Annotated in this window: 23 protein-coding genes; 12 read left to right on the top strand and 11 right to left on the bottom strand. The window is 71.5% G+C overall.

All coding sequences use genetic code 11. From position 1 onward, the window contains the following. Positions 1–28: 28 nt before the first annotated feature. On the top strand, positions 29–1300 hold the full coding sequence (locus tag NYZ98_RS35245) for an MFS transporter (protein WP_262848487.1): 1272 nt from the start codon (positions 29–31) through the stop codon (positions 1298–1300). Here the strand turns inward: NYZ98_RS35245 and NYZ98_RS35240 are convergent. From NYZ98_RS35240 to NYZ98_RS35200, 9 genes are all read right to left on the bottom strand, one after another. Next, on the bottom strand, positions 1259–2155 hold the full coding sequence (locus tag NYZ98_RS35240; RefSeq protein WP_262848485.1) for an FAD binding domain-containing protein: 897 nt from the start codon (positions 2153–2155) through the stop codon (positions 1259–1261). The two genes, NYZ98_RS35245 and NYZ98_RS35240, sit on opposite strands and share 42 nt — an antisense overlap. Then, the gene (locus NYZ98_RS35235; protein ID WP_262848483.1) at positions 2152–4503 is read right to left on the bottom strand and encodes a xanthine dehydrogenase family protein molybdopterin-binding subunit; all 2352 of its coding nucleotides are present in this window, start codon (positions 4501–4503) and stop codon (positions 2152–2154) included. The genes NYZ98_RS35240 and NYZ98_RS35235 overlap by 4 nt, the downstream gene beginning before the upstream one ends. Further along, positions 4500–4988, bottom strand: a complete 489-nt coding sequence (locus NYZ98_RS35230; protein WP_262848481.1) for a (2Fe-2S)-binding protein — start codon at positions 4986–4988, stop codon at positions 4500–4502. Before NYZ98_RS35230 ends, NYZ98_RS35235 begins: the two co-directional genes overlap by 4 nt. Positions 4989–5256: 268 nt before the next feature. Then, positions 5257–5709, bottom strand: coding sequence for a nuclear transport factor 2 family protein (locus tag NYZ98_RS35225; protein WP_262848479.1), 453 nt, complete (start codon positions 5707–5709; stop codon positions 5257–5259). Positions 5710–5844: 135 nt separating this feature from the next. After that, a complete protein-coding gene (locus tag NYZ98_RS35220; RefSeq protein ID WP_262848477.1) occupies positions 5845–6708 on the bottom strand; it encodes a PNPOx family protein in 864 nt (287 codons plus the stop codon). Beyond that, positions 6708–7151 (bottom strand): VOC family protein, encoded by a 444-nt coding sequence (locus NYZ98_RS35215; protein ID WP_262848475.1) that lies wholly within the window; start codon positions 7149–7151, stop codon positions 6708–6710. Before NYZ98_RS35215 ends, NYZ98_RS35220 begins: the two co-directional genes overlap by 1 nt. Positions 7152–7320: 169 nt before the next feature. After that, positions 7321–7908: a CGNR zinc finger domain-containing protein gene (locus NYZ98_RS35210; RefSeq protein ID WP_262848473.1), complete on the bottom strand. Its 588-nt coding sequence runs from the start codon at positions 7906–7908 to the stop codon at positions 7321–7323. Positions 7909–7977: 69 nt separating this feature from the next. Beyond that, positions 7978–8154, bottom strand: coding sequence for a hypothetical protein (locus tag NYZ98_RS35205; RefSeq protein WP_262848471.1), 177 nt, complete (start codon positions 8152–8154; stop codon positions 7978–7980). Beyond that, entirely contained in the window at positions 8144–9895 is a 1752-nt protein-coding gene (locus tag NYZ98_RS35200) for a PspC domain-containing protein (RefSeq protein ID WP_262848469.1), read from the bottom strand. The genes NYZ98_RS35205 and NYZ98_RS35200 overlap by 11 nt, the downstream gene beginning before the upstream one ends. A gap of 186 nt (positions 9896–10081) precedes the next feature. Between NYZ98_RS35200 and NYZ98_RS35195 the strand changes: the two genes are divergently transcribed. From NYZ98_RS35195 to NYZ98_RS35175, 5 genes are all read left to right on the top strand, one after another. Further along, positions 10082–11269 (top strand): ATP-binding protein, encoded by a 1188-nt coding sequence (locus NYZ98_RS35195; protein WP_262848467.1) that lies wholly within the window; start codon positions 10082–10084, stop codon positions 11267–11269. A 37-nt stretch (positions 11270–11306) separates the two neighbouring features. After that, entirely contained in the window at positions 11307–11939 is a 633-nt protein-coding gene (locus tag NYZ98_RS35190; protein ID WP_262848465.1) for a response regulator, read from the top strand. A gap of 45 nt (positions 11940–11984) precedes the next feature. Next, positions 11985–12707, top strand: coding sequence for a neutral zinc metallopeptidase (locus tag NYZ98_RS35185; RefSeq protein WP_262848464.1), 723 nt, complete (start codon positions 11985–11987; stop codon positions 12705–12707). 110 nt (positions 12708–12817) lie between these two features. Beyond that, on the top strand, positions 12818–13084 hold the full coding sequence (locus tag NYZ98_RS35180; protein ID WP_262848462.1) for a WhiB family transcriptional regulator: 267 nt from the start codon (positions 12818–12820) through the stop codon (positions 13082–13084). Further along, a complete protein-coding gene (locus NYZ98_RS35175) occupies positions 13081–14067 on the top strand; it encodes a CPBP family intramembrane glutamic endopeptidase (RefSeq protein ID WP_262848460.1) in 987 nt (328 codons plus the stop codon). Before NYZ98_RS35180 ends, NYZ98_RS35175 begins: the two co-directional genes overlap by 4 nt. Here NYZ98_RS35175 and NYZ98_RS35170 read toward each other — a convergent pair. Beyond that, a complete protein-coding gene (locus NYZ98_RS35170) occupies positions 14031–14759 on the bottom strand; it encodes a PIG-L deacetylase family protein (protein ID WP_262848531.1) in 729 nt (242 codons plus the stop codon). The genes NYZ98_RS35175 and NYZ98_RS35170 overlap by 37 nt on opposite strands. Positions 14760–15014: 255 nt before the next feature. Here NYZ98_RS35170 and pcrA point away from each other — a divergent pair, with 255 nt between their 5' ends. Then, positions 15015–17240 (top strand): DNA helicase PcrA, encoded by a 2226-nt coding sequence (gene pcrA, locus NYZ98_RS35165; protein ID WP_262848529.1) that lies wholly within the window; start codon positions 15015–15017, stop codon positions 17238–17240. Between the two features lie 141 nt (positions 17241–17381). On the opposite strand, the gene NYZ98_RS35160 is transcribed toward pcrA, so the two are convergent. Continuing rightward, a complete protein-coding gene (locus NYZ98_RS35160) occupies positions 17382–18275 on the bottom strand; it encodes a hypothetical protein (RefSeq protein ID WP_262848458.1) in 894 nt (297 codons plus the stop codon). A gap of 157 nt (positions 18276–18432) precedes the next feature. On the opposite strand from NYZ98_RS35160, the gene NYZ98_RS35155 reads away from it, so the two are divergent. The 5 genes from NYZ98_RS35155 to sucD form a co-directional block, all read left to right on the top strand. Next, on the top strand, positions 18433–18870 hold the full coding sequence (locus NYZ98_RS35155; RefSeq protein ID WP_262848456.1) for a MarR family winged helix-turn-helix transcriptional regulator: 438 nt from the start codon (positions 18433–18435) through the stop codon (positions 18868–18870). Beyond that, on the top strand, positions 18867–19130 hold the full coding sequence (locus NYZ98_RS35150; protein WP_262848442.1) for a zinc ribbon domain-containing protein: 264 nt from the start codon (positions 18867–18869) through the stop codon (positions 19128–19130). Before NYZ98_RS35155 ends, NYZ98_RS35150 begins: the two co-directional genes overlap by 4 nt. Further along, on the top strand, positions 19130–19501 hold the full coding sequence (locus NYZ98_RS35145; RefSeq protein ID WP_262848437.1) for a VOC family protein: 372 nt from the start codon (positions 19130–19132) through the stop codon (positions 19499–19501). The genes NYZ98_RS35150 and NYZ98_RS35145 overlap by 1 nt, the downstream gene beginning before the upstream one ends. Positions 19502–19785: 284 nt before the next feature. After that, positions 19786–20964, top strand: coding sequence for an ADP-forming succinate--CoA ligase subunit beta (gene sucC, locus NYZ98_RS35140; RefSeq protein WP_262848432.1), 1179 nt, complete (start codon positions 19786–19788; stop codon positions 20962–20964). Continuing rightward, on the top strand, positions 20964–21789 hold an 826-nt coding region (sucD, locus tag NYZ98_RS35135), incomplete at its 3' end, for a succinate--CoA ligase subunit alpha (protein WP_262848430.1). The genes sucC and sucD, both read left to right, overlap by 1 nt.

The following is a 21789-nucleotide window of genomic DNA, read 5'->3' as shown; positions in this document are numbered from 1 at the left end:
GCCAAGCCTATCTGTGTATCGTTACACAATGCTCCTTCGGAGGTCATCTCGCACGGGCTTGGCCCTCGGGGCGCTCAGCGCCGCCTGCTTCGTGTCTGTGACATCGGAGAACCTTCCGGTCGCCCTGCTGCCCCAGCTCGCGCCCGGCTTCGGCGTGTCCGAGCAGGCCATCGGCCTTCTGGTCACCGGCTACGCGGTCGTCGTCGCGGTCACCGTGGTGCCGCTGGTCGCCGTGACGGCTCGCTGGGACCGTCGTACGACCGCACTGGCCACGGTGGCGGCGATCGCGGTGTCCAACCTGCTGCTGGCCGCCGCGCCCGGTTACGGCGTCGCCGTGGTCGCCCGGCTGGTCTCGGCCGTCGGCCACGGGGTGTTCTGGTCGGTCGTCGCGCCGATGGCCGCACGACTGCTCGGACCACAGCGGGTCGGCCGTGCCACCGCGGTGGTCTTCGCCGGGAACTCACTCGCCTTCCTCCTCGGGCTGCCGCTGAGCTCATGGCTCGGCGCGACGGTCGGCTGGCGACCCGCCGTCCTCGCCATGGCCGGCGTCGCGGCGCTGTCGGCAGTGGTGATCCGCCTCACGATCCATCCAATGCCACCCGAGCACTCGGCGCGACGGCAAGGACGGTCAGCGGTCCGGCGCGTCGTGACCGACCGGTCCCTCGCCGCGGTCAACCTGGTCACGGTGATCGTGGTGTCAGGTCATTTCGCGGCGTTCACCTACATCACCGCGATCATCGCCGACTACGTCCACCTCACCGGCCCCGCGACATCGAGTCTTCTCCTCGCGTACGGGGCGGCGGGGCTGGTCGGCCTGACGCTGATCGGCCGGCAGGTGGACGGTCGTCCACAGGCCACCGCCCTGGTCGTCACCGGAGGAACCGCCGCGTGCATGCTCGTGCTGCTGGTCGCCGGCCCGGGTTCCGGTTCCATCGCGGGAGCCGCCGTAGTGCTGTGGGCCGTACCGGCCGGCGGGCTGGCCGTGGTGCTGCAGGCCGCGGTCCTGCGCGTCGCGGGCGCCCAGCAGGACCTCGCGTCCGCCGTCTACATCGTCGCCTTCCAACTCGGCATCGCCCTCGGAGCCTGGATCGGAGGCGCCTGTCTCGACCACGGCACCCTGCCCGTCGCGGTGGCGACCGCGATGACCTGCGGCCTCATCGCCGCCACCATCGTCCGCCGAACCACCGCCTTCACATCCCCCGACAACGTCCCGGCCGCCGCGGCCCCAACACATGGGGCGCGGCGGCCGGGGCGGGGGTCAGGGGGTGGTGGCGGCGGTGAGGAGGGCTCGGTGGGTTAGGACTTGGGCCAGGTGGCGGCGGTAGTCGGGGGCGGCGTGGAGGTCGGAGGGGGGTGAGGTGTTCTCGTCCGCCCTGGCGGCGGCCTCACGTACGGGGTCGGTGCCGGGCGGGCCGTGGGGGTCGGGGAGGTCGGTGCCCTGGATGGCGGATTCGACGGCGGTGGCGCGGATGGGGGTCGGGCCCATGTTGGTCAGGGCGACGCGGGCCTCCTCGATGCGGCGGGTGCCGCCGTTCGCGCCGGAGACCCGGACGGCCGCCGCGACGCCGACGGTCGCCCAGGCCTGGGCGGTGCGGTGGAACTTCTCGTAGTGGTAGCCCCATCCCGGGCCGAGCTTGGGCACCCGGATCCCGGTGAGGATCTCGCCGGGCCCGAGGGCCGTCTCCAGGTAGTCGAGGAAGAAGTCGCGCGCCGCCACGACCCGCTCGCCGGACGTGGAGTAGATCACGAACTCCATGTCCAGCGCGACGGCCACCGCCGGCAGGTCGCCGGCCGGGTCGGCGTGCGCGAGCGAGCCGCCGAGCGTGCCCCGGTGCCGTACGGCCGGGTCGGCGACGGTCGCGGTGGCGAGCGCCAGCAGCGGGCACTCGGCGTTGACGAGCGGCGACCTGACCACCTCGTCGTGCGTGGTGGTGGCACCGATGTGCAGGTGGCCGCCCTCGTCGCGGATGCCGTGCAGCTCGCCCAGCCGGCCGACGTCGACGAGCAGGCTCGGGTAGGCGAGCCGCAGCCGGAGCAGCGGCAGCAGCGACTGCCCTCCGGACAGCACCTTCGCCTCCTCCCCGCCCTGCGTGAGCACCTGGACGGCCTCGGCGAGCGACGCCGGGCGGACATAGTCGAAGGACGCCGGGATCATGAGGTGGTCTCCTGGATCGCTCGCCACACCCGCTCGGGGGTGCAGGGCATTCGCACGTCGTGCACGCCGTAGGGACGGAGCGCGTCGACGACCGCGTTGACCACGGCGGGCGTCGAGGCGATCGTCCCGGCCTCGCCGACGCCCTTGACGCCGAGCCGGTTGGAGGTGGCCGCGGTCTCGGTGCGGTCGGTCACGAAGTCGGGCAGGTCGGCCGCCGAGGGCACCAGGTAGTCGGCCATGGTCGTGGTCAGCAGGTTGCCCTCGGGGTCGTAGACGGCCTCCTCGAACAGCGCCTGCGCGATGCCCTGGGCGAGCCCGCCGTGGACCTGGCCCTCCACGATCAGCGGGTTGACCACCTTGCCCACGTCGTCGACCGCGACGTACGACCTGATCCTGGTGGCGCCGGTCTCGGTGTCGACCTCGATCGCGCACAGGTGCGTCCCGTGGGGGAAGGAGAAGTTGTCGGGGTCGTAGGTGGCGTCGGAGTCCAGGCTCGCCTCCACCCCGTCGGGCAGGTCGTGGGCGGCGAACGTCGCGAGCGCGATCTCCTGGATCGTCTTGCCCGCGCCGGTGCCGCGCACGGTGAACGAGCCCCCGGTGAACTCGATGTCGTCGGGGGAGGCCTCCAGCAGGTGCGCGGCGATGTGCCTGGCCTTCTCCTGGACCTTGTCGCACGCCTGGAGCACGGCGATCCCGCCGACGACCAGCGACCGGGAGCCGTAGGTGTCCATGCCCTTGTGCGAGACGGCCGTGTCGCCGTGGACGACCGAGATGTCGTCGAACGGCACGCCGAGGGCGTCGGCGACGATCTGGCTCCAGGCCGTCTCGTGGCCCTGCCCGTGCGGGCTTGAGCCCGTGACCACCTCCACCTTCCCGGTCGGCAGCATCCGCACGGACGCGTGCTCCCACCCGCCGGCGCCGTAGCTGAGCGAGCCGAGCACCCGGCTGGGCGCCAGGCCGCACATCTCGGTGAAGGTCGAGACACCGATCCCGAGCTGGACGGGGTCGCCCCGATCGCGCCGGTCGGACTGTTCGGCCCTGAGCTTGTCGTACCCGAACAGCGACAGCGCCCTGTCGGTGGCCGCCTCGTAGTTGCCCGAGTCGTAGGTCAGGTTGGCGATCGTGGTGTACGGGAACTCCTCGTGGGCGATCCAGTTGCGCCGCCGCACCTCGATCGGGTCCAGGGACAGCTCGTGCGCCAGTTCGTCCATGAGCCGCTCGATCGCGAACGTCGCCTCGGGACGGCCCGCGCCACGGTAGGCGTCGGTGGGCATCTTGGTGGTGAACACGCCCGTACAGGTGAAGTCGTAGGCGTCCATCTTGTAGATGCCGTTGTACATGAAGGCGCCGAGGATCGGGATGCCCGGCGTGACCAGCATCAGGTAGGCGCCCATGTCGGCCAGCAGGTCGACCCGCAGCCCCTTGACGTGCCCTTCGGCGTCGGCGGCCAGCGAGAGGCGCTGGAGCTGGTCGCGGCCGTGGTGCACCGTCAGGTTGCCCTCCGAGCGGGACTCGGTCCACTTGACCGGCTTGCCGAGCCGCCTGGTCAGCAGGAGCAGCAGCACCTCCTCGGCGGTCACCTGCAGCTTGGAGCCGAACCCGCCGCCCACGTCGGGCGCGATCACGCGCAGCTTGTGCTCGGGGATCCCGGTGACCTGCGCGAGCATGATCCGCAGGATGTGCGGGATCTGCGTGGCGGAGTGCAGCGTGAACGACTCGCCGTCGGTCTGCGCGACCACCGATCGCGGCTCCATCGCCGTCGGGATGAGCCGCTGCTGGACGTAGGTCCGCTCGATGACCACGGGCGCTTCGCGGAAGGCCGCGTCGATGTCGCCCTCGGCGAACTTCCAGACGTACGCCTGGTTGCCCGCCTCGTGGACCTTCGGGCCGTCCTCCTTGAGCGCCTCGGTCATGTCGAGCACGGCGGGCAGGGGGTCGTAGTCGACCTCGATGGCCTCCAGCGCGTCGATGGCCTTGTACCGGTCGGTGGAGACGACGCAGGCCACGGCCTCGCCCACGTACCGGACCATGTCCACCGCCATCGGCGGGTGCTCGGGGATGACCATGCCGTCGTTGACGGGCCACGCGCACGGCAGGCTGCCCTGCTCGGCGGCCAGGTCCGCGCCGGAGAACGCCGCGACGATCCCCGGACGGCGCAGCGCGGCGGAGACGTCGACGCGGGTGACGCGGGCGTGCGCCATCGGGCTGCGCAGGAAGGCGACGTGCAGCATGCCGGGGAGCTGGATGTTGTCGGTCCACTGGGTGCGGCCGGTGACCAGCCGCGCGTCCTCCTTGCGCCTGCGGGCGGCGCCCACCTCGTGCCCGCCGGGGGCCGGCTCTCCGGTCACGACGCGGTCACCTCCTGGTGGCCGCTCATCTCGGCCGCGCCGCGCCGTACGGCCCTGACGATGTTGCAGTAGCCGGTGCACCGGCACAGGTTGCCCTCCAGGCCGTGCCGGATCGCCTCGTCGGAGGGGTCGGGGTCGTCCTTCAGCAGGTCGATGGCGGCCATGATCATGCCGGGGGTGCAGTAGCCGCACTGGAGCGCGTGCTCCTCGTGGAAGGCCCGCTGCATGGGGTGCCATCCACCGCCGCCCGCCAGGCCCTCGACGGTGAGGACGTCGCCCTCGTCGGCCTGGACGGCGAGCACGGAGCAGCTCTTCACGCTGGTGCCGTCCAGCATGACCGTGCAGGCGCCGCAGTTGCTGGTGTCGCAGCCGATCGGTGTGCCCGTCTTGCCCAGTCGTTCACGGAGGAGATGGACGAGGAGCAGGCGTGGCTCCACCTCCTCCTCGTACGTGACGCCGTCGACGGTGACGGTGATACGGGTCATTGGCCCTCCATGCGCGCAGGCTGGCAGCTATGGCCGTGCGCCGACCAGACGACCAGACGACCAGTGCGGACCTCGTTGGAGGTGACCTCCGGCAGGGTGACGGTGATGTGGCGAGCGCACTAACGGTGAGTGGAGTGGATGGAGTGAGAACCGACAAATGCGAAAGTACGCCCCTGGTCGGCCGGGTCAACCCCCCGTGGCGGCAGAACACGCGCCGGAGACCTCCCGCACCCCACCCGTCTCGCCGGACCCACGCCCGCCGGGCCCGTCACGCGAGGGGGAACGGGACGCCGTGCTCCTCGCGGGGGCGTGATCCGAAGATCCGCCGATCGCGCTCGTCGATCGGCAGGTCGTTGATGCTGGCCTCGCGCCGCCGCATCAGGCCGTCCTCGTCGAACTCCCACAGCTCGTTGCCGTAGCTGCGCCACCACTGGCCGTCGAGGTCGCGGCACTCGTACTGGAAACGCACCGCGATGTGGTCGCCGGTGAAGGCCCACAGCTCCTTGCGCAGCGCGTAGTCGAGCTCCTTGGCCCACTTGCGGGTGAGGAACTCGGTGATCTGGTCGCGCCCGGTCACGAACTCCGACCGGTTGCGCCAGACCGAGCCGGGCGTGTAGGCGAGGGCCACGTGGTGCGGGTCGCGGGTGTTCCACGCGTCCTCGGCCCCCTGGACCTTCACCCGTGCGGTGTCCTCCGTGAACGGTGGTACCGGCGGTGCCATGGAGATCCCTTTCCTCGGTATCGGTATCGGTATCGGTATCGGTCCGGGCGCGGGACGGAATCCCGCCGGGGACCGACACCGGTCCAGGTGCGTGGGCGAACGTCCCCCAGGAAGATCGATACCGGTCCGGGCGCGCTACGAAACCTCGCGCGAGCGATCCACCGGCGGGTTGACCGGCGAGAACTCCAGGAACCGCCAGTGCGCCGGCAGCTCTCCGGCCACCTCGACGACCTCGTCCACGTCGAACGTCACCCCGTCGCCGCCGATCTCCGCGCGGCCGGTGAGGTGCAGGCCCCGGCCGTTCTCCCAGTCGGGGAACAGCAGACCGCAGGCGGGGTTGAGCAGCAGGTTCCCGAGGGTCATGAACATGAAGTTGCCGGGGTACTCCGGCCACTCCAGGCGCCGCTCGCCGGTGACCCGGACGAACCCCGGGTTCCCGCCACGATGGGAGACGTCGGTGCCAGCGCCGTCCACGTGGGTGGCGACGAAGAACGTGTCCGCCTCGCGGATCCAGTTGCGCTGGGCCTGGGTGAGGGCGGTCCCCGTCGTGACCTCGCCCCCGGCCGCCGCGCCGCCGGTGGACGGCTCGCGCCTCTGGATGTACTTCGGGCAGTTGGAGTAGACCTGCTCGGTGTGGACGAGCAGGCGGTCGCCGTCGCGGCGCGCCCGGCCGTTCACCCGCATGCGGCGGCGGGTCGCGGGCTCGATGGCCAGGATCCCGATGTCGTGGTCCTCCTCGAACAGGCCCGCGAGCGGCGCGCCGGGCAGGGCGGCGATGGCGATCGTGCGCTCGCCGATCGGGTCGGCGAACCCCTCGGGCCCGGTGAGGGCGCCCGCCCAGACCCTGCCCCCGTCGCCGGGGGCGCCGATGACCAGCATGCGCTGGGCCCGCAGGAACTCGGCCGCCACGGGAGGGATCTCCGCTCGCGCGCGGGCCGAGCCGAGCGGCCTGGTCATCCCGGCGCGGCGTTGCAGCAGGGCCTCCCCTGGGTGCTCCATCAGAAGAACCCGCAGGTCGGGGCGTCGCTCACCGGCGCCGTGAGCGACTCGGCGCCGGAGGGGGCGAAGATCTCCACCCGGATGCCGTCGGGGTCGGTGAAGAAGACGCCGCCGGAGGTCCGGTCCTTCCCGTGCGGGACGATGCCCTCGTAGGCGAACTCGACGCCGATCTCCTTGAGCGTGGCCTCGGCCCGCCGTACGGCGTCCAGGTCGGCGACGCGGAACGCGAAGTGGTGCAGGCCGGGCACGGCGCCGGAGAAGCGGCCCTCGCTCTGCTGCCAGAGGGTCACCATGGTGGCGCCGTCGTACCCGAGGGAGGCGTACCGGCGGTCGCCGTCCGCCGACTCGTGGTGGACGGCGAAGCCGAAGACGCGCTGGTAGAACCGCTTGCTCTGGTCGAGGTCGGTCACATTGAGGCCGACGTGCCCGATCTGGAAAGCCATGCCGCCACCCTTCGCCACTCACTTATAACGGAATCAAGGCCGATGGTCCGTTAGAACTCCTGGCGAGCTTAACCTAACGGGTGGCTCCGAATCAATCCGTTAGAAGTTCTGTGGGGCGGCGGGTCCGGATCGGCGGCAGGCTGGTGGGATCGGACCGCCGGGGGAGGGGTCAGCCGGCGCGGTGCTGCCGGTAGTGGCGGGCGGCGCGTGCCCGGTTGCCGCAGGTGACCGAGCACCACTCCTGCCGGGTGTGCTCCTTGACGAAATAGATGACGCAGCGCGGCGCCGGGCAGGCCCGCAGCCGCTCCCGGTCGGGGCCGGCCAGGAACTCCACCGCCGCCGAAGCCAGCGCCGCACGCAGCCGCGCCGACCCGCTCACCGCGACGGCCGGCTCGCTCGTCGCCACCGGGCCCGAGTCCGCCGGCCAGTCGAGCCGCGGGGCCGTCGGGACGGCCATCGCCGTCGCGTTCACGGCGGCGAGCGCCTCGGTGAACCTCGGGAGGCGGGCCGCGTCGGCCGAACTGGGCTCTCCGGGGGCGACCGCCCTGGCGAACAGTGCCCGTACGGCCTGGCGGAGCGCGACGACCTCCTCGCGCAGGGACTCGCTAGGGGTGAACGTGGCGGCGTCCACGCCGAGGTCCCCGGCGTTGGCGGCGACCCAGGCGGCCAGGCCGGCCGTGTCGGCGAGGGCGTCGGCGGGCCCGTCGCGGCTCGCGCGGACGGTCTGGGTGAACCGCAGGGCCAAGGGGTCGGACATCACGCCATTCTAACGCCATTTCCATCGCACTGCCGTTAGAAGCGGGCCGGGTGATCCCGCCGGCCCGGGTCAGCGTTTGCGTACGGCCTTGGCGATGATGCCGACGAATCCGGCGAAGCCGATCCCGAAGACCAGGACCAGGGCCATGATCAGCGTGTCCGGCTCGGGCCGGACCAGGTAGCGGATGCCGATGCCGATGAACAGCAGGCCCGCGAGCAGCGACAGCCAGTCCGTCCTATGCCGCACGGTTCACCTCCACGTCGCCGATGCCCGCCTTGACGTGCAGCTCGATCACGGGCGTGCTCCCGGAGGAGGCGACGTCCGGTTCGAGGACCTTGTCGTGGTGGACGTCCGCGCCACCCTGGACGGTGTGCTCGATCTTCACGTCGCCCAGCCTGGTGTACCCGAACACCTCCACCCGGGCCGTGCGCGGCACGATGATCTTGAGTTCGCCGATGGACACCGAGGCGTCGAACCGGGTGCGCGACCCGGGCACGAGCTTGGTGCCCGTCAGGTCGAGCGTTCCGTCCCCGATGCCCACGGAGTACGAGCGGATGGTCTGGGAGCTGTCCAGCGGCTCCCACGTGTAGCTGCCGATCTTTCTCGGAATACCGTTCACCGTCGACCCCGCCACCAGAAGAAGAGACATGATCGTGCCTGTCGCCACCAGCCCCGCGCCCCGGCCGAACCAGGTCGTGACGAGCAGGCCCGCGCCGATCGTGATCAGAACCACCCCGCCGATCAACGGCAGGTTTCCGGGCGTCCCTGAGGGTGACTGCGCGGCGAACATGATCCCCCCGGTCAGGAGCGCGACGAACATCGTGACCGCGCCCACGTAGGACTTCGGCCGTTTGGGACGGGCCGCGCGGGCGGCGCCCGCGCCTCCCCTGCCGTAGCCCCAGTCGTGGGGCTCGTAGGCGCGGGACGGCGTGTACCGGCTGTACGGCCCGTGCGGGGCGAAGGGCTCGCCCGACGAGTCGAACCCGGTCGAACCGGATCCCGTGCCACTGCGGCGCACCGGCCCGTAGCGCGAGGAGACCGCGCCCCCGGGCGCCACGCGAGGCGGTCCCGCCGACTCGGGCGAGGCGCCGCGCGCCTCCCTGGCGAGGTCGGCCAGGCGGCGGTACTCCTGCGCGACGCCGGCCCCCGCCGGCGCCTCCGCGCCGCTCCCCGCCCCCGCGACGGGAGCGTCCGCGACGGGTACGTCCGCCACCGGAACCCCTGAAACCCCTGGGACCGCGCCCGGCACCGCGCCCGGCACCGTGCCCCCGTCCCTGACCGGCGCCGCGTCCGCGACCTGCTCGGTCACGGCCCCCGTGGCGCGCTCGGTCACCGGCCCCGCGTCCGGTGCCCGATCGGCGAGCGGCACCGCCCCCGCCCACGTCTCCTGGACCGGTGCCGCTCCCGCGTTCGGGCCGGTGACGGTCTCGGCGGCCGCGGCCGGCATGCCGTCCGGCCTCGCGTCGGCGAAGGGGCCGGCGGGAGTGTCGCGCAGAGGGGAGAAGGGGCGGGCGCCCGGCGGGTAGCCCGCCCACTGCTCGGGGACCGGCCGGGTGCCGCGCCGTCCCCTGGCCCGCTCGGGCAGGGTCCTCGCCAGGCCCAGCAGGTCGACGCCACGGGCGTGCGCCGCGAGGAGCGCGATCGCCAGCAGCGTGCCGACGACGACCGTCGAGGTGCTGATGCCGTCGGCCGCCAGGTTGATGATCAGCCCGAGCGCGAAGATCGCGGCCAGCAGCGCCATCACGGTCTCGGTGTCGAAGACCCTGCGGCTCCACTGCTCGGCGTACCCCGGCCCGCCGTTCGGGCTCCTCATCAGCAGGAACGCCCCGACGTACAGCATGATGCCGATGCCGGAGCCGACGACGAGCGCGGCGAAGCCCACCCGGAAGATCACGGGGTCCATCCCCGTGTACCGGCCGAGCCCGGCGCACACGCCGGTGAGCATGCGTCCCTCGTCACTGCGCTTGAGCACACGCTCTTCGTCCACGGGTGCGAAGCTACCTGGCTCCTGCGTCGTGTCGGGAATGCCTGCTTCGGTCATGGGTCCATCGTGGCCGGACGACCGCCCGCTCACCATCCGGGACACCCCTGACTCGTCCCCGAGCCCTCAGGGGAGGAGTCAGGGGGCGCCCTGATGCACGGAGGGCCCTCGACGTGTGACGATGCTCGGGAGATGTCTGAGACCCCCACCATTCCCGAGGCGTACCCGCGCATGGTCCGGCCCATGAAAGGCCGGCTCGTGGCGGGCGTCGCCCAAGGCGCCGCCGCCCAGTTACGGCTCGACCCGGTCGTGCTGCGACTGGCCTTCGTGCTGCTCAGTGTCCTGGACGGGCTGGGCGTCCTCGCCTACGCCGCCCTGTGGATGTTCACTCCGCGCGAACAGTACGAGGGGGAGCCGCCCGGTCGCGACTGGGGCCAGGCCGCCGCGTACGGCGCGCTCGGCATGGCGCTGACGGCGTTCGGCTGGATCACCGGCGCGTCGACCGGCGGCGTCGGCACCTGGTCGATCGCCGTGGGCGGCATCGGCACCCTGATCCTGTGGCAGCAGGCGGAACCCGGGCGCCGCCAGCGCTGGATGACCGACGCGGTCCGCCAGGTACGGCGATCATGGATACGCACCGCCATCGGCCTCCTTCTGGTGGTCACCGGCGCGATCGGCTTCCTGGCCGCCCAGGGCAAGCTCGCCGAGGCCCGTCCCGGCCTGGTGTTCACCGCTGTCGTGGTCGGCGGCATCGCGCTGATCGCGGCGCCCTGGCTGACCGGGCTGTGGAAGGAACTGCAGAAGGAGCGCCGGGAGCGCATCCGGCAGGAGGAGCGCGCCGAGATGGCCGCGCACGTCCACGACTCGGTGCTGCACACCCTCACGCTCATCCAGCGCAACTCGGGCGATCCGTTCGAGGTCACCCGGCTGGCCCGGTCGCAGGAACGCGAGCTCCGCAACTGGCTGTACCAGCCCAAGGCGGACGCCGACGCGTCGATGGCCGCGGCCGTGCGCCGGGTGGCCGCCGAGATCGAGGACGAGCACGGCATACCGATCGAGATCGTCTGCGTCGGTGACTGCGACCTGGACGACGGGCTGCGCGCCCTGCTGCAGGCCGCCCGGCAGGCGATGGTGAACGCGGCCAAATATGCTGAGGCGCCGGTCATATCCGTGTACGCGGAGGTGGAGGCGGACGAGGTCACCGTGTTCGTCAGGGACCGGGGCAAGGGCTTCGACATGGACGACGTCCCCGACGACCGCATGGGCATCCGCCAGTCGATCATCGGCCGGATGGAGCGCCACGGCGGAAGCGCCAGGGTCAAGACTGGACCTGGCGAGGGGACGGAAGTAATGCTGACGGTAAAGCGGGAGCAGTCGTGAACCACGGCCTGCCCCGATGCTCTGAGGGAGCCCTGTGATGGTCAAGGTACTGATCGTGGACGACCACCGGCTCTTCCGGTCGGGAGTGCGCGCCGAGCTGGGCCCCCAGATCGAGGTGGTCGGCGAGGCGGAGGACGTCGAGTCGGCGGTCACGGCCATCGAGGCGCTCAAGCCGGACGTGATCCTCCTCGACGTCCACATGCCCGGGGGCGGCGGCCAGGAGGTGCTGCGCCGGGTGCTCGGCTCGGGGTCCCAGGTCCGCTTCCTCGCGCTGTCGGTCTCCGACGCGGCCGAGGACGTGATCGGCGTCATCCGCGGCGGCGCGCGGGGGTACGTCACCAAGACCATCAGCGGCAGGGAGCTGACCGACGCGATCGTCCGGGTCTCCGAGGGCGACGCGGTCTTCTCGCCGCGGCTGGCCGGGTTCGTGCTGGACGCCTTCGCCTCCACCGAGGCGCCGTCCATCGACCCCGAGCTGGACTCGCTGACCACCCGCGAGCGCGAGGTGCTGCGGCTGATCGCGCGCGGGTACGCGTACAAGGAGATCGCCAAGGAGCTGTTCATCTCGGTGAAGACGGTCGAGACGCACGTCTCCTCCGTCCTGCGCAAACTTCAGCTCTCCAACAGGCACGAACTGTCTCGCTGGGCTACCGCCCGGCGCCTCGTCTGACGATTGCCCGCGCGGGAGGGCTCCGGGTCGGCCAAGATTGACGGTGTGACCCCTCGCACAGTCCTGCCGCTCGTGCTCGCAGCCGTTCTCGCGGCGGGCTGCTCGTCGGTCGACTTCTGGAAGGACCAGTTCTCCGCGCCGACCCCGCCGCCCGGCCTACGGACCTCCGACCGGCAGGGCGAACCCGCCCAGTCCGCCAAGCCGGCCGAGCCCGCAGGGCAGACGTTCGACGAGGACGTTGAGCTCGCGCGCACCTTCACCGAGCGCTACTGGCGGCAGGAGTTCCAGGCGGCGGGCAAGACCTACCGCCCCCTGCAGAAGTTCGTCGGGTACTCAGGGGACGGCGGCCCCGACTGCGGCGGCCAGCCCGCCCTCCCGGAGAACGCCTTCTACTGCCCGGTCGGGCATTTCGTCGCCTACGACAAGGACTGGCTGCGCTCGCTCTACGACGAGAGCGGCGACGGCGCGGTCTACGTGATCATCCCGCACGAGATCGGGCACGCCGTCCAGGCCCAGCTCATGAGCGACTTCAGCCTCAACGTCCAGCGTGAGCTCCAGGCCGACTGCTACGGCGGGGGCGCGCTGAAGGGCCTGATCGACGAGAAGCAGCTCGAGGCCGAGAACGGCGACGACGAGGAGCTGCTGGCCAACCTCGCGGCGGCCGGCGACCCCACCGACGCGTGGTGGCGCCCCGACGCTCACGGCACCCCCGTCCAGCGCCAGCAGGCCTTCGCCTCCGGCTTCACCAAGGGGGTCGGCGCCTGCTGAAGTACCCCCGCCGGGGCGACCGGCGAGGTGATCGGATACACCGAGAGGTGGACGTGCCGCCGGGGACAGACCCCAGCCCGGCGGGTAGGAGCGGGGTCTGGGAGGTGGTCATGGATACGGAGACCGTCCGCGAGGCGGGCTGGGCTTCCAGGGGGTCCTGCCGCGGTTCCGATCCGGAGCTGTTCTTCCCCGAGACCCCCTACCCCGAGCAGGAGGCGCGGGCCAAGGCGGTCTGCGCCACGTGCCCGGTGATCGCCGAGTGCCGGGCCTACGCCCTGCGCGCGGGCGAGCCCGAGGGCATCTGGGGCGGCCTCACCACGGCCGAGCGCCGCCGCCTGCGCTTCCCTCCTGGCTGGCGGCAGCGCACCGCCTCATGACCCCCACTCCTCCGCCCAGGTCAGGTGACGGCGCGCCGCTCCTGCCGGCGGTCCTCGGCGTGCTGGTGGCGGCCAACGTGCTCAACAACCGGGCCGCCCGGCGCCAGGCGCCCGTGACGTCGGTGGTCGCGGCGGGCACGCTCGTGGCCCTGGCCCGGCGGTCCGGCCTGTCCTGGCCTGAGCTGGGCTTCACGGACGCCCGCCGGGGTGCGGCGATCGGCGGCGCGCTGGCCGGCGCGGTCGCGGTGGTCTACGCCGGAGGCGTCCTCTTCCCGCCGGCCCGCCGTTTCCTCCGCGACGAGCGGGCGCTCGGGCTGTCGCGCGCCCGCCTGCTGGAGGAGATCGCCGTCCAGGTCCCGCTGGGCACGGTCCTGCTGGAGGAGGTCGCCTTCCGCGGGGTGCTGCCGGCGGTGCTGCGCCGCTCGTACGGGCCGGTCGCGGCCGTCGGGGTCTCCTCGGCGGTCTTCGGGCTGTGGCACGTCCTGCCGGCCCTCGACATGGCGGCGGCCAACCCGGCCCTCGGCCACCTCGCCTCGGCCATACCTCCCGAGGCGGCGGCCTCTCCCGAGTCGGACACCCCTCCCGAGTCGGGCACCCCTCCCGAGTCGGACGCCCTTCCCGAATCGGGCACCCCTCCCGAGGCGACCGCACTTCCCGAGTCGCACGCCCTTCCCGGGCAGGGCGTCAAGGATGCCGAGGAGCCCCCCGGCCGCGCGGGGTCCGGCGGGGAGGCCGTGCGCCTGGTCGCGGGGTCCGTCGTCGCGACCGGCCTGGCCGGGGTGTTCTTCCACGAGCTGCGCCGGCGCGGCGGGCTGGTGGCCCCGGCCCTGGTCCACCTGGCCACCAACTCGCTCGGCTTCGTCGCCGCCCGCGCCGCCCGGCGCCTGGACCGCCGGGCGTCCGCCAGAGCCCCCCGGCCCGGCCGCGCGCCGTCCGACGGGGCGGCTCAGGCGGTGGGGACGACCTGGAAGCCCTCCGCGTAACTGCCCTCGGGCAGGCCCGCCGTCGCGGCGTTCGTGGCCAGCCAGCCCTTGACGAACTCCTCCAGCGTGTCCATGTGGCCGGTCTGGCTCACATGGGCGCGCAGGGCCGCGATCTTACGGTCGACCACGGCGGTGACGTCCACGTAGTGGTTGTTGGCCATGCCGCCGGTCAGCCACACCTCGCGGACCGTCCACGCCTCAAGGCCCTCCTCGGTGAGCAGCTCGGGGAAGGCGTACGGGTTGCGCGCGTCGGGGTAGACCGCGTCGAGCGTGGCCCCGCCGACGGCGCGGTGGTCGGGATGGCTCGGCCCGACGCGGGCGTAGTTGCGCTCGGGGGTCGAGGTGAGGACCCGGTCGGGGCGGACCTGCCGGATGACCCGCGTGATGTCGCGGCGCAGGGGCAGGGTCGGCTCCACGGTGCCGTCGCGGTACCCGAGGAAGTGGAGCTCGTGGACGCCCACCCGCTTGGCGGCCTCGGTCTGCTCGTCGCGCCGCAGCGCGGCCATGCCGCCGTTGTCGGTCTCGCGGTCGAACCCTCCGGCGTCCCCGTCGGTGACGACGCAGTACACGACACGCACGCCCCTGTCGGTGAACGTCGCCACGGTGCCGGCGGCGCCGAAGTCCACGTCGTCCGGGTGGGCGGTCACCACCAGAATCGTGCTGATGCCGTCGTCGTCAAGTGCGGTCACGATCGTCCTCCTAGGTTCACTGCGCGGTGAACACGATCGTCCTCCTCGGTTCACTGGGCGGTGAACACGGGGACTTCGTTCGATATTTCCGCCTCTGGGCCATCTTTCGGCCGTCCCGTGGCACGGCGGGGCCGGTCGGACGGGTCCCGGGCCGGTCCGGTGGCTCCGGCCGTGCCGGAAGGGGCGCCCAATGTCGGTGGGCGGCCATAATCTAAAGGCGTGTCGACCCGAGCCGTTAACCCCACTGTTGATCATCCGCTGCTCGACGGGCTCAACCCGCAGCAGCGCGACGCCGTCGTGCACGAGGGCACCCCGCTTCTGATCGTCGCGGGCGCCGGCTCGGGGAAGACACGGGTGCTCACGCACCGCATCGCCTACCTGCTCTCCGAGCGTGACGTCCAGCCCCAGGAGATCCTGGCGATCACCTTCACCAACAAGGCCGCCAAGGAGATGAAGGAGCGGGTCGACAAGCTCGTCGGCCCGAGGTCGAGGGCCATGTGGGTGATGACCTTCCACAGCGCCTGCGTCCGCATCCTGCGCAGGGAGGCCAAGCGGCTCGGTTTCACCTCCAGCTTCTCGATCTACGACCAGGCCGACTCCCAGCGGCTGATGGCGATGGTGTGCCGCGAGCTCGACCTGGACCCCAAGCGCTACCCGCCGCGTTCGTTCTCCGCCCAGGTCAGCAACCTCAAGAACGAGCTGATCGACTACGAGTCGGCCGCGGACAAGGCGCAGACCCACCTGGAGCGCACGCTCGCCGAGGCCTACCGGGGCTACCAGCGCAGGCTCACCGAGGCCGGCGCCATGGACTTCGACGACATCATCATGCTGACGGTCACCTTGCTCCAGCTCTTCCCCGACGTGGCCGAGCACTACCGGCGCCGGTTCCGCCACGTCATGGTCGACGAGTACCAGGACACCAACCACGCGCAGTACACGCTGATCAGGGAGCTGGTCGGCCGTCCCGAGGCGCGCACCGCCGACGGCGACCTGGTCCGGGGGGTCGAGGGCGGGGTCGAGCCGGCCGAGCTGTGCGTGGTCGGCGACGCCGACCAGTCGATCTACGCCTTCCGGGGCGCGACCATCCGCAACATCCTGGAGTTCGAGCGCGACTACCCCGACGCGCGCACGATCCTGCTGGAGCAGAACTACCGCTCCACCCAGACGATCCTGTCGGCCGCCAACGCCGTGATCTCGCGCAACGAGAGCCGCAAGCCCAAGAACCTCTGGTCCGACCAGGGCGCCGGGCCGAAGATCATCGGTTACGTCGCCGACAACGAGCACGACGAGGCCATGTTCGTCGCGCAGGAGGTCGACCGGCTCTCCGACGAGGACGACGTGACACCTGGCCACGTCGCGGTCTTCTACCGCACCAACGCGGCCTCCCGCGTCTTCGAGGAGATCTTCATCCGCACCGGCCTGCCGTACAAGGTCGTCGGCGGGGTGCGCTTCTACGAGCGCAGGGAGGTCCGCGACCTGCTGGCCTACCTGCGGGTCCTCGCCAACCCCAGCGACACGGTGTCGCTGCGCCGGGTGCTGAACGTCCCCAAGCGCGGCATCGGCGACCGGGCCGAGTCCATGGTCGAGGCGTTCGCCAACCGCGAGCGCGTCAGCTTCTGGGACGGCCTCCGGCGCGCCGAGGAGGCCCCCGGCCTCGCCACCCGCTCGCTCAACGCGATCAAGGAGTTCGTCGCGCTGCTCGACGACCTGCGGACCAAGGAGCTGGCGATCTCCGAGCTCGCCGAGGAGATCCTCGCCTCCACGGGCTACCGCACCGAGCTGGAGACCTCGGGCGACCCGCAGGACGAGAGCCGGCTGGAGAACCTCAACGAGCTCATCTCGGTGGCCCAGGAGTTCGAGGAGGCCAACCCCGAGGGCACGCTCGTGGACTTCCTCGAGCAGGTCTCGCTGGTGGCCGACGCCGACCAGATCCCCGAGGGCGAGGACCACCAAGGCGTCGTCACACTGATGACCCTGCACACCGCCAAGGGCCTGGAGTTCCCCGTGGTGTTCCTCACCGGCCTGGAGGACGGGGTCTTCCCCCACATGCGGTCGCTGGGCGAGCCGAGGGAGCTGGAGGAGGAGCGGCGCCTGGCCTACGTCGGCATCACCCGCGCCCAGCAGCGGCTCTACGTCTCGCGTGCCGCCGTCCGCAGCTCGTGGGGCTCGCCCGCGTTCAACCCCGCGTCCCGGTTCCTCGCCGAGGTGCCGGCCGACCTGCTCGACTGGCGCGGCGACCCGCAGAAGAGCGCCTGGACGGCCGCCACCTCCCGCAGGACCCGCGCCGCCGCCGCCCCCAAGAAGGCCGGCGGGCGGGAGATCCCGAACCTCAGCCCGGGTGACCGGGTGACGCACGACACCTTCGGGCTCGGCACGGTGGTCACCGTCGACGGCTTCGCCGAGAAGACCAACGTGAAGATCGACTTCGGCTCCGGCGGAGAGAAGACCCTCCGCCTCGCCTACGCCCCGATCGAAAAGCTCTGACCGTTCCCGTACCCGTTCCCGGCGGAGAGAAGGATTCCCTCCGCCGGACGCTTGGACGGTTCCCGGTTCCCGGTTCCGGCGCGAGGACTCATCGGCCTCGCCCGCGCCGAATCGGAGACCCTGGCCTTCGGGCCCTGGTGATCAGCGTTCGCGGGCCGCCAGTTTGGTGATGGTCGTGGTGAAGTCGTCCGGCACCGGGATGTCGGTCTCGATGTCCTCTTCGTCGATCACCAGGTCGGCGGGGGGCGCCGTGATGGCGACCTTGCCGCCCCACGCGGCGAACCGGCTGTCGGTCGCGGTCGACAGGTTGGGGGCCTTCGCGCTGAACGTCAGCGGGAACGTCGACGCGAAGCGGCGGGGGAGCTGGTCGGCGCCGATCCACAGCTTCCAGGGCAGCTTGACGGTCTTCTTGACCTTGTACATCTTGGCCACGGCGCCGGCGTCAGGCGACACCTTGGCGAGCTGCGCCAAGGTGATCGAGCCCTGGAGCAGGACGGTCGGGGAACCGCCGATCCGGCCGGCGGGGGACTTGGACTTCGTGGTCGCCAGGACGGCCGCGAGGACCTTCGGACGCAGCACGTCGATCATGCTGCTGGTGACGCCGTCGCCGTCCGTGCTGGTGCGGATCCACGTCCGTCCCGCGGGCAGCAGGTCGTCGTACAGCGCGCTCTTCAGGTAGACCTTGCCGTCCACCTTGATCGTGCGCAGGACGGTGCTGTTCCCCGACCCGGTCACACCCGAGGTCCGCAGGTCGTAGGCGTCGACGCCGGTCTTCCCGAAGCGCACGACGCCGGACTGCCGGTAGGAGAGCAGGTCGTCGTGGTCCAGGATCAGGCGCGCCACCTCGTCGACACGCACGGTCGTCCTCTTCGCGAACTGCCGCCGCAGCGCGTCGACCGGGCCGCTGGGGACGGCCCGCGGGGCGGCGGCGGTCGCGTGCGCGGTGGCGGGGGCCGCCTGTGCGGGGGCCGGCGTGGCCATCGCCAGCGCCGGTGCGATCAGGGCCGTTGCGGCTAGGGCGATCCGTCGCCTCATTGAGGGGTTCCTCCAGTTATGTAACGCTCGCCCCGCTTTGGGGGCCCGGATATTCTCGCCAGTCAAGATCACATTCGAATCACGAACCCCTGGACAACTCGCCTTTCCCGCCATAAGGTTCGTACACGAAATATCAGGTACGAACTGTTTGGGGCCAATGGAGGAGAAAGAGGCGGCAGACGAGATCGCCCGGCTCTACCCGGCGGTCTACCGCAGGTTCAAGGCGTCCGCCCGGCCCGTCGACGGCTCCGGCCTGACCTCCCGGATGCACGCCGTCCTCGCCCACCTGACCGCCTCGGGCCCGCTCACCGTGGGAGAGCTGGCCGAGCACCTGCGCCTGTCCAAGGCCGCGACGACCGAGCTGGCCGACCGCGTCGAGGAGCGCGGGCTGGTCGCCCGCATCCGGGACGAGCGAGACCGGCGCCGGGTCTTCCTCTGGGTCACCGACGAGGGGCGCGCGGCGGCGGCCGCCGTACGGCCGAAGGTCCTCGCCGACGACGCGCTCGCGCGGGCGGTGCGGCGGATGACCACGCGGGAAAGGCAGGGGCTGGTGGAGGGGCTACGGGCACTACTCAGAGAGGAAGAAAAAGGATGAGCGTGGATACCTGCGAGAGCTGCGGAATGCCGTTGGCGACCGCCGAGGACCGTGCGCCGGGCCATCCGGACGGCGTCTGGTGCCGCCACTGCGCGCCCGACGGCGCGCTCCAGTCCTTCGAGGAGCGGTTCGAGCGGATGGTGCAGTGGCAGACCCAGCGCGCCGGTCAGGCCCGCGCCGACGCCGAGGAGGCCACCAAGGCGTACATGCGCACGCTGCCGGCCTGGCGCGACCACCCGGCCCTGCGGCCGGAGGCGTGATGCGGGTCAAGGGCGTGGACAACGTCCTGGTCGGCGTCGGCGACCTCGACGAGGCGCGCCGCTTCTACGGGGACCGGCTCGGGCTGCCGGTGCGGTTCGCCGTGGGGCAGATGGCCCTGTTCGCGATCGGCGACGAGGCCCCCGGCCTGCTCGTCCGCGTGGGGCACGTCGCGGACGGCGGGTCGATGCGGGTGTGGCTGGAGGTGGCCGACGCCCGGGCGGCCGGGGCCGAACTGGTGGCGGCCGGGGTGAGGCTCCTGGCGGAGCCGTTCGAGGTCCACACCGGCTGGACGGTCGAGGTCGCCGACCCGTGGGGGAACGTGATCGGCCTGACGGACTACACCAAGCGACCGGCGATGGCCCGGACCTGACGAAGCGAGCGGGTCCGTCCTGGACGCGGGAACCGGCGGACGGGACGGGAATCGGCGGCCGGACGCGCCGACAAATGCGGATCAGAAGGGGGCTTTGTGAAATTTGTGAAAATTTGCCGTATCCCAGTACCGGACGGCGGAGGGTAAAGCACCCCCGGCGAGCGTCACATGTCCTGATGAGGGCTAGGCTTCTCAGGCCAGGCTTGCGGCAGAACGCGGGTGTCCCCAGGTCTGGTCCCTCAACGTAGAGAAGAAGTCAGCCGGACAAGCAAGGACGGACCCTCGTGGACCTGTTCGAACATCAGGCGAAGGAGCTCTTCGCGGAGTATGGCATCCCGGTGCCGCGCGGCGTCGTCGCGCACACCGTGGAGGAGGCACGCGCGGCAGCCGAGCGGCTGACCGGTCGCGTTGTCGTCAAGGCCCAGGTCAAGACCGGGGGCCGGGGCAAGGCGGGAGGCGTCAAGGTCGCCGCCGACGCCGCCGACGCCCAGCAGAAGGCCACCGACATCCTCGGCATGGACATCAAGGGCCACACGGTCCACAAGGTCCTCGTCGAGGAGGCCAGCGCGATCGCGGAGGAGTACTACTTCTCCTTCCTGCTCGACCGCGCCAACCGCACCTTCCTCGCCATCTGCTCCGCCGCGGGCGGCATGGAGATCGAAGAGGTCGCTCACACGTCGCCCGACAAGGTCGCCCAGATCCCGGTCTCCCCGCTGACCGGTGTCGACCGCGCCCGGGCCCGTGAGATCGCCCAGGCGGGCGGGCTGCCCGAGGCCGCGCTCGACGGCGCCGCGGACATCATCGAGAAGATCTGGGCCGTCTTCGTCGACGAGGACGCCACCCTGGTCGAGGTCAACCCGATGATCCTGACCGAGGACGGCCAGGTGAAGGCCCTCGACGGCAAGGTCACCCTCGACGACAACGCCTCCTTCCGCCAGGCCGAGCACGAGTCCTACGCCGACAAGGCCGCCGAGGACCCGCTGGAGGCCAGGGCCAAGGAGAAGGACCTCAACTACGTCAAGCTGGAGGGGTCCGTCGGGATCATCGGCAACGGCGCGGGCCTGGTGATGTCCACCCTGGACGTCGTCGCCTACGCGGGTGAGCAGTACGGCGGGCAGAAGCCGGCCAACTTCCTCGACATCGGCGGCGGCGCCTCGGCGGAGGTCATGGCCAACGGCCTGGAGATCGTCCTGTCCGACCCGAGCGTCAAGTCGGTGTTCGTGAACGTCTTCGGCGGCATCACCGCGTGCGACGCGGTCGCCAACGGCATCGTCTCGGCGTTCAAGCTGCTCGACTCCCGGGGCGAGACCGTGACGCACCCGCTGGTCGTCCGGCTGGACGGCAACAACGCCACCCTCGGGCGGCAGATCCTCTCCGACGCGGGGCTGGCCCGCGTCGAACTCGTCGACACGATGGACGAAGCGGCCAAGCGCGCCGCCGAGCTCGCTGCGGTAGGTGCGTAATGGCAATCTGGCTGACCGAGAACAGCAAGATCATCGTCCAGGGCATGACGGGCTCCGAGGGGTCGAAGCACACCCGCCGGATGCTCAAGGCCGGTGCGCAGGTCGTCGGCGGTACCAACCCCCGCAAGGCGGGCACGACCGTCGACTTCGACGGCGTGCAGCTCCCGGTGTTCGCGACCGTGTCCGACGCCGTGGCCGCGACCGGCGCGGACGTCACCGTGATCTTCGTACCGCCGGCGCGCACCAAGGCCGCCGTCATCGAGGCGATCGACGCGGAGATCCCGCTGGCCGTCGTCATCACCGAGGGCGTGCCGGTCCACGACAGCACCGAGTTCTGGGCGTACGCGATCTCCAAGGGCGCCAGGACCCGCATCATCGGCCCGAACTGCCCCGGCATCGCCTCGCCTGGCGCGTCCAACGCGGGCATCATCCCGGCGGACATCACCACGGCGGGTCGTATCGGGTTGGTGAGCAAGTCGGGGACGTTGACGTACCAGTTGATGTACGAGCTGCGTGACGTCGGCTTTTCGACGGCGGTGGGCATCGGTGGTGACCCGGTGATCGGGACGACGCACATCGATGCGCTGGAGGCGTTCCAGGCGGATCCGGGTACCGAGGCGATCGTGATGATCGGTGAGATCGGCGGGGACGCGGAGGAGCGTGCGGCGGCTTACATCGAGGAGCACGTGACCAAGCCGGTGGTGGCCTATGTGGCGGGGTTCACCGCGCCTGAGGGTAAGACGATGGGTCATGCCGGGGCGATCGTGTCGGGTTCCGCGGGGACGGCGCAGGCCAAGAAGGAGGCGCTGGAGAAGGTCGGTGTGC

This window comes from Sphaerisporangium corydalis, assembly GCF_025506355.1.
GTDB lineage: Bacteria > Actinomycetota > Actinomycetes > Streptosporangiales > Streptosporangiaceae > Sphaerisporangium > Sphaerisporangium corydalis.
This window is presented reverse-complemented; position numbering and strand designations above follow the sequence as displayed.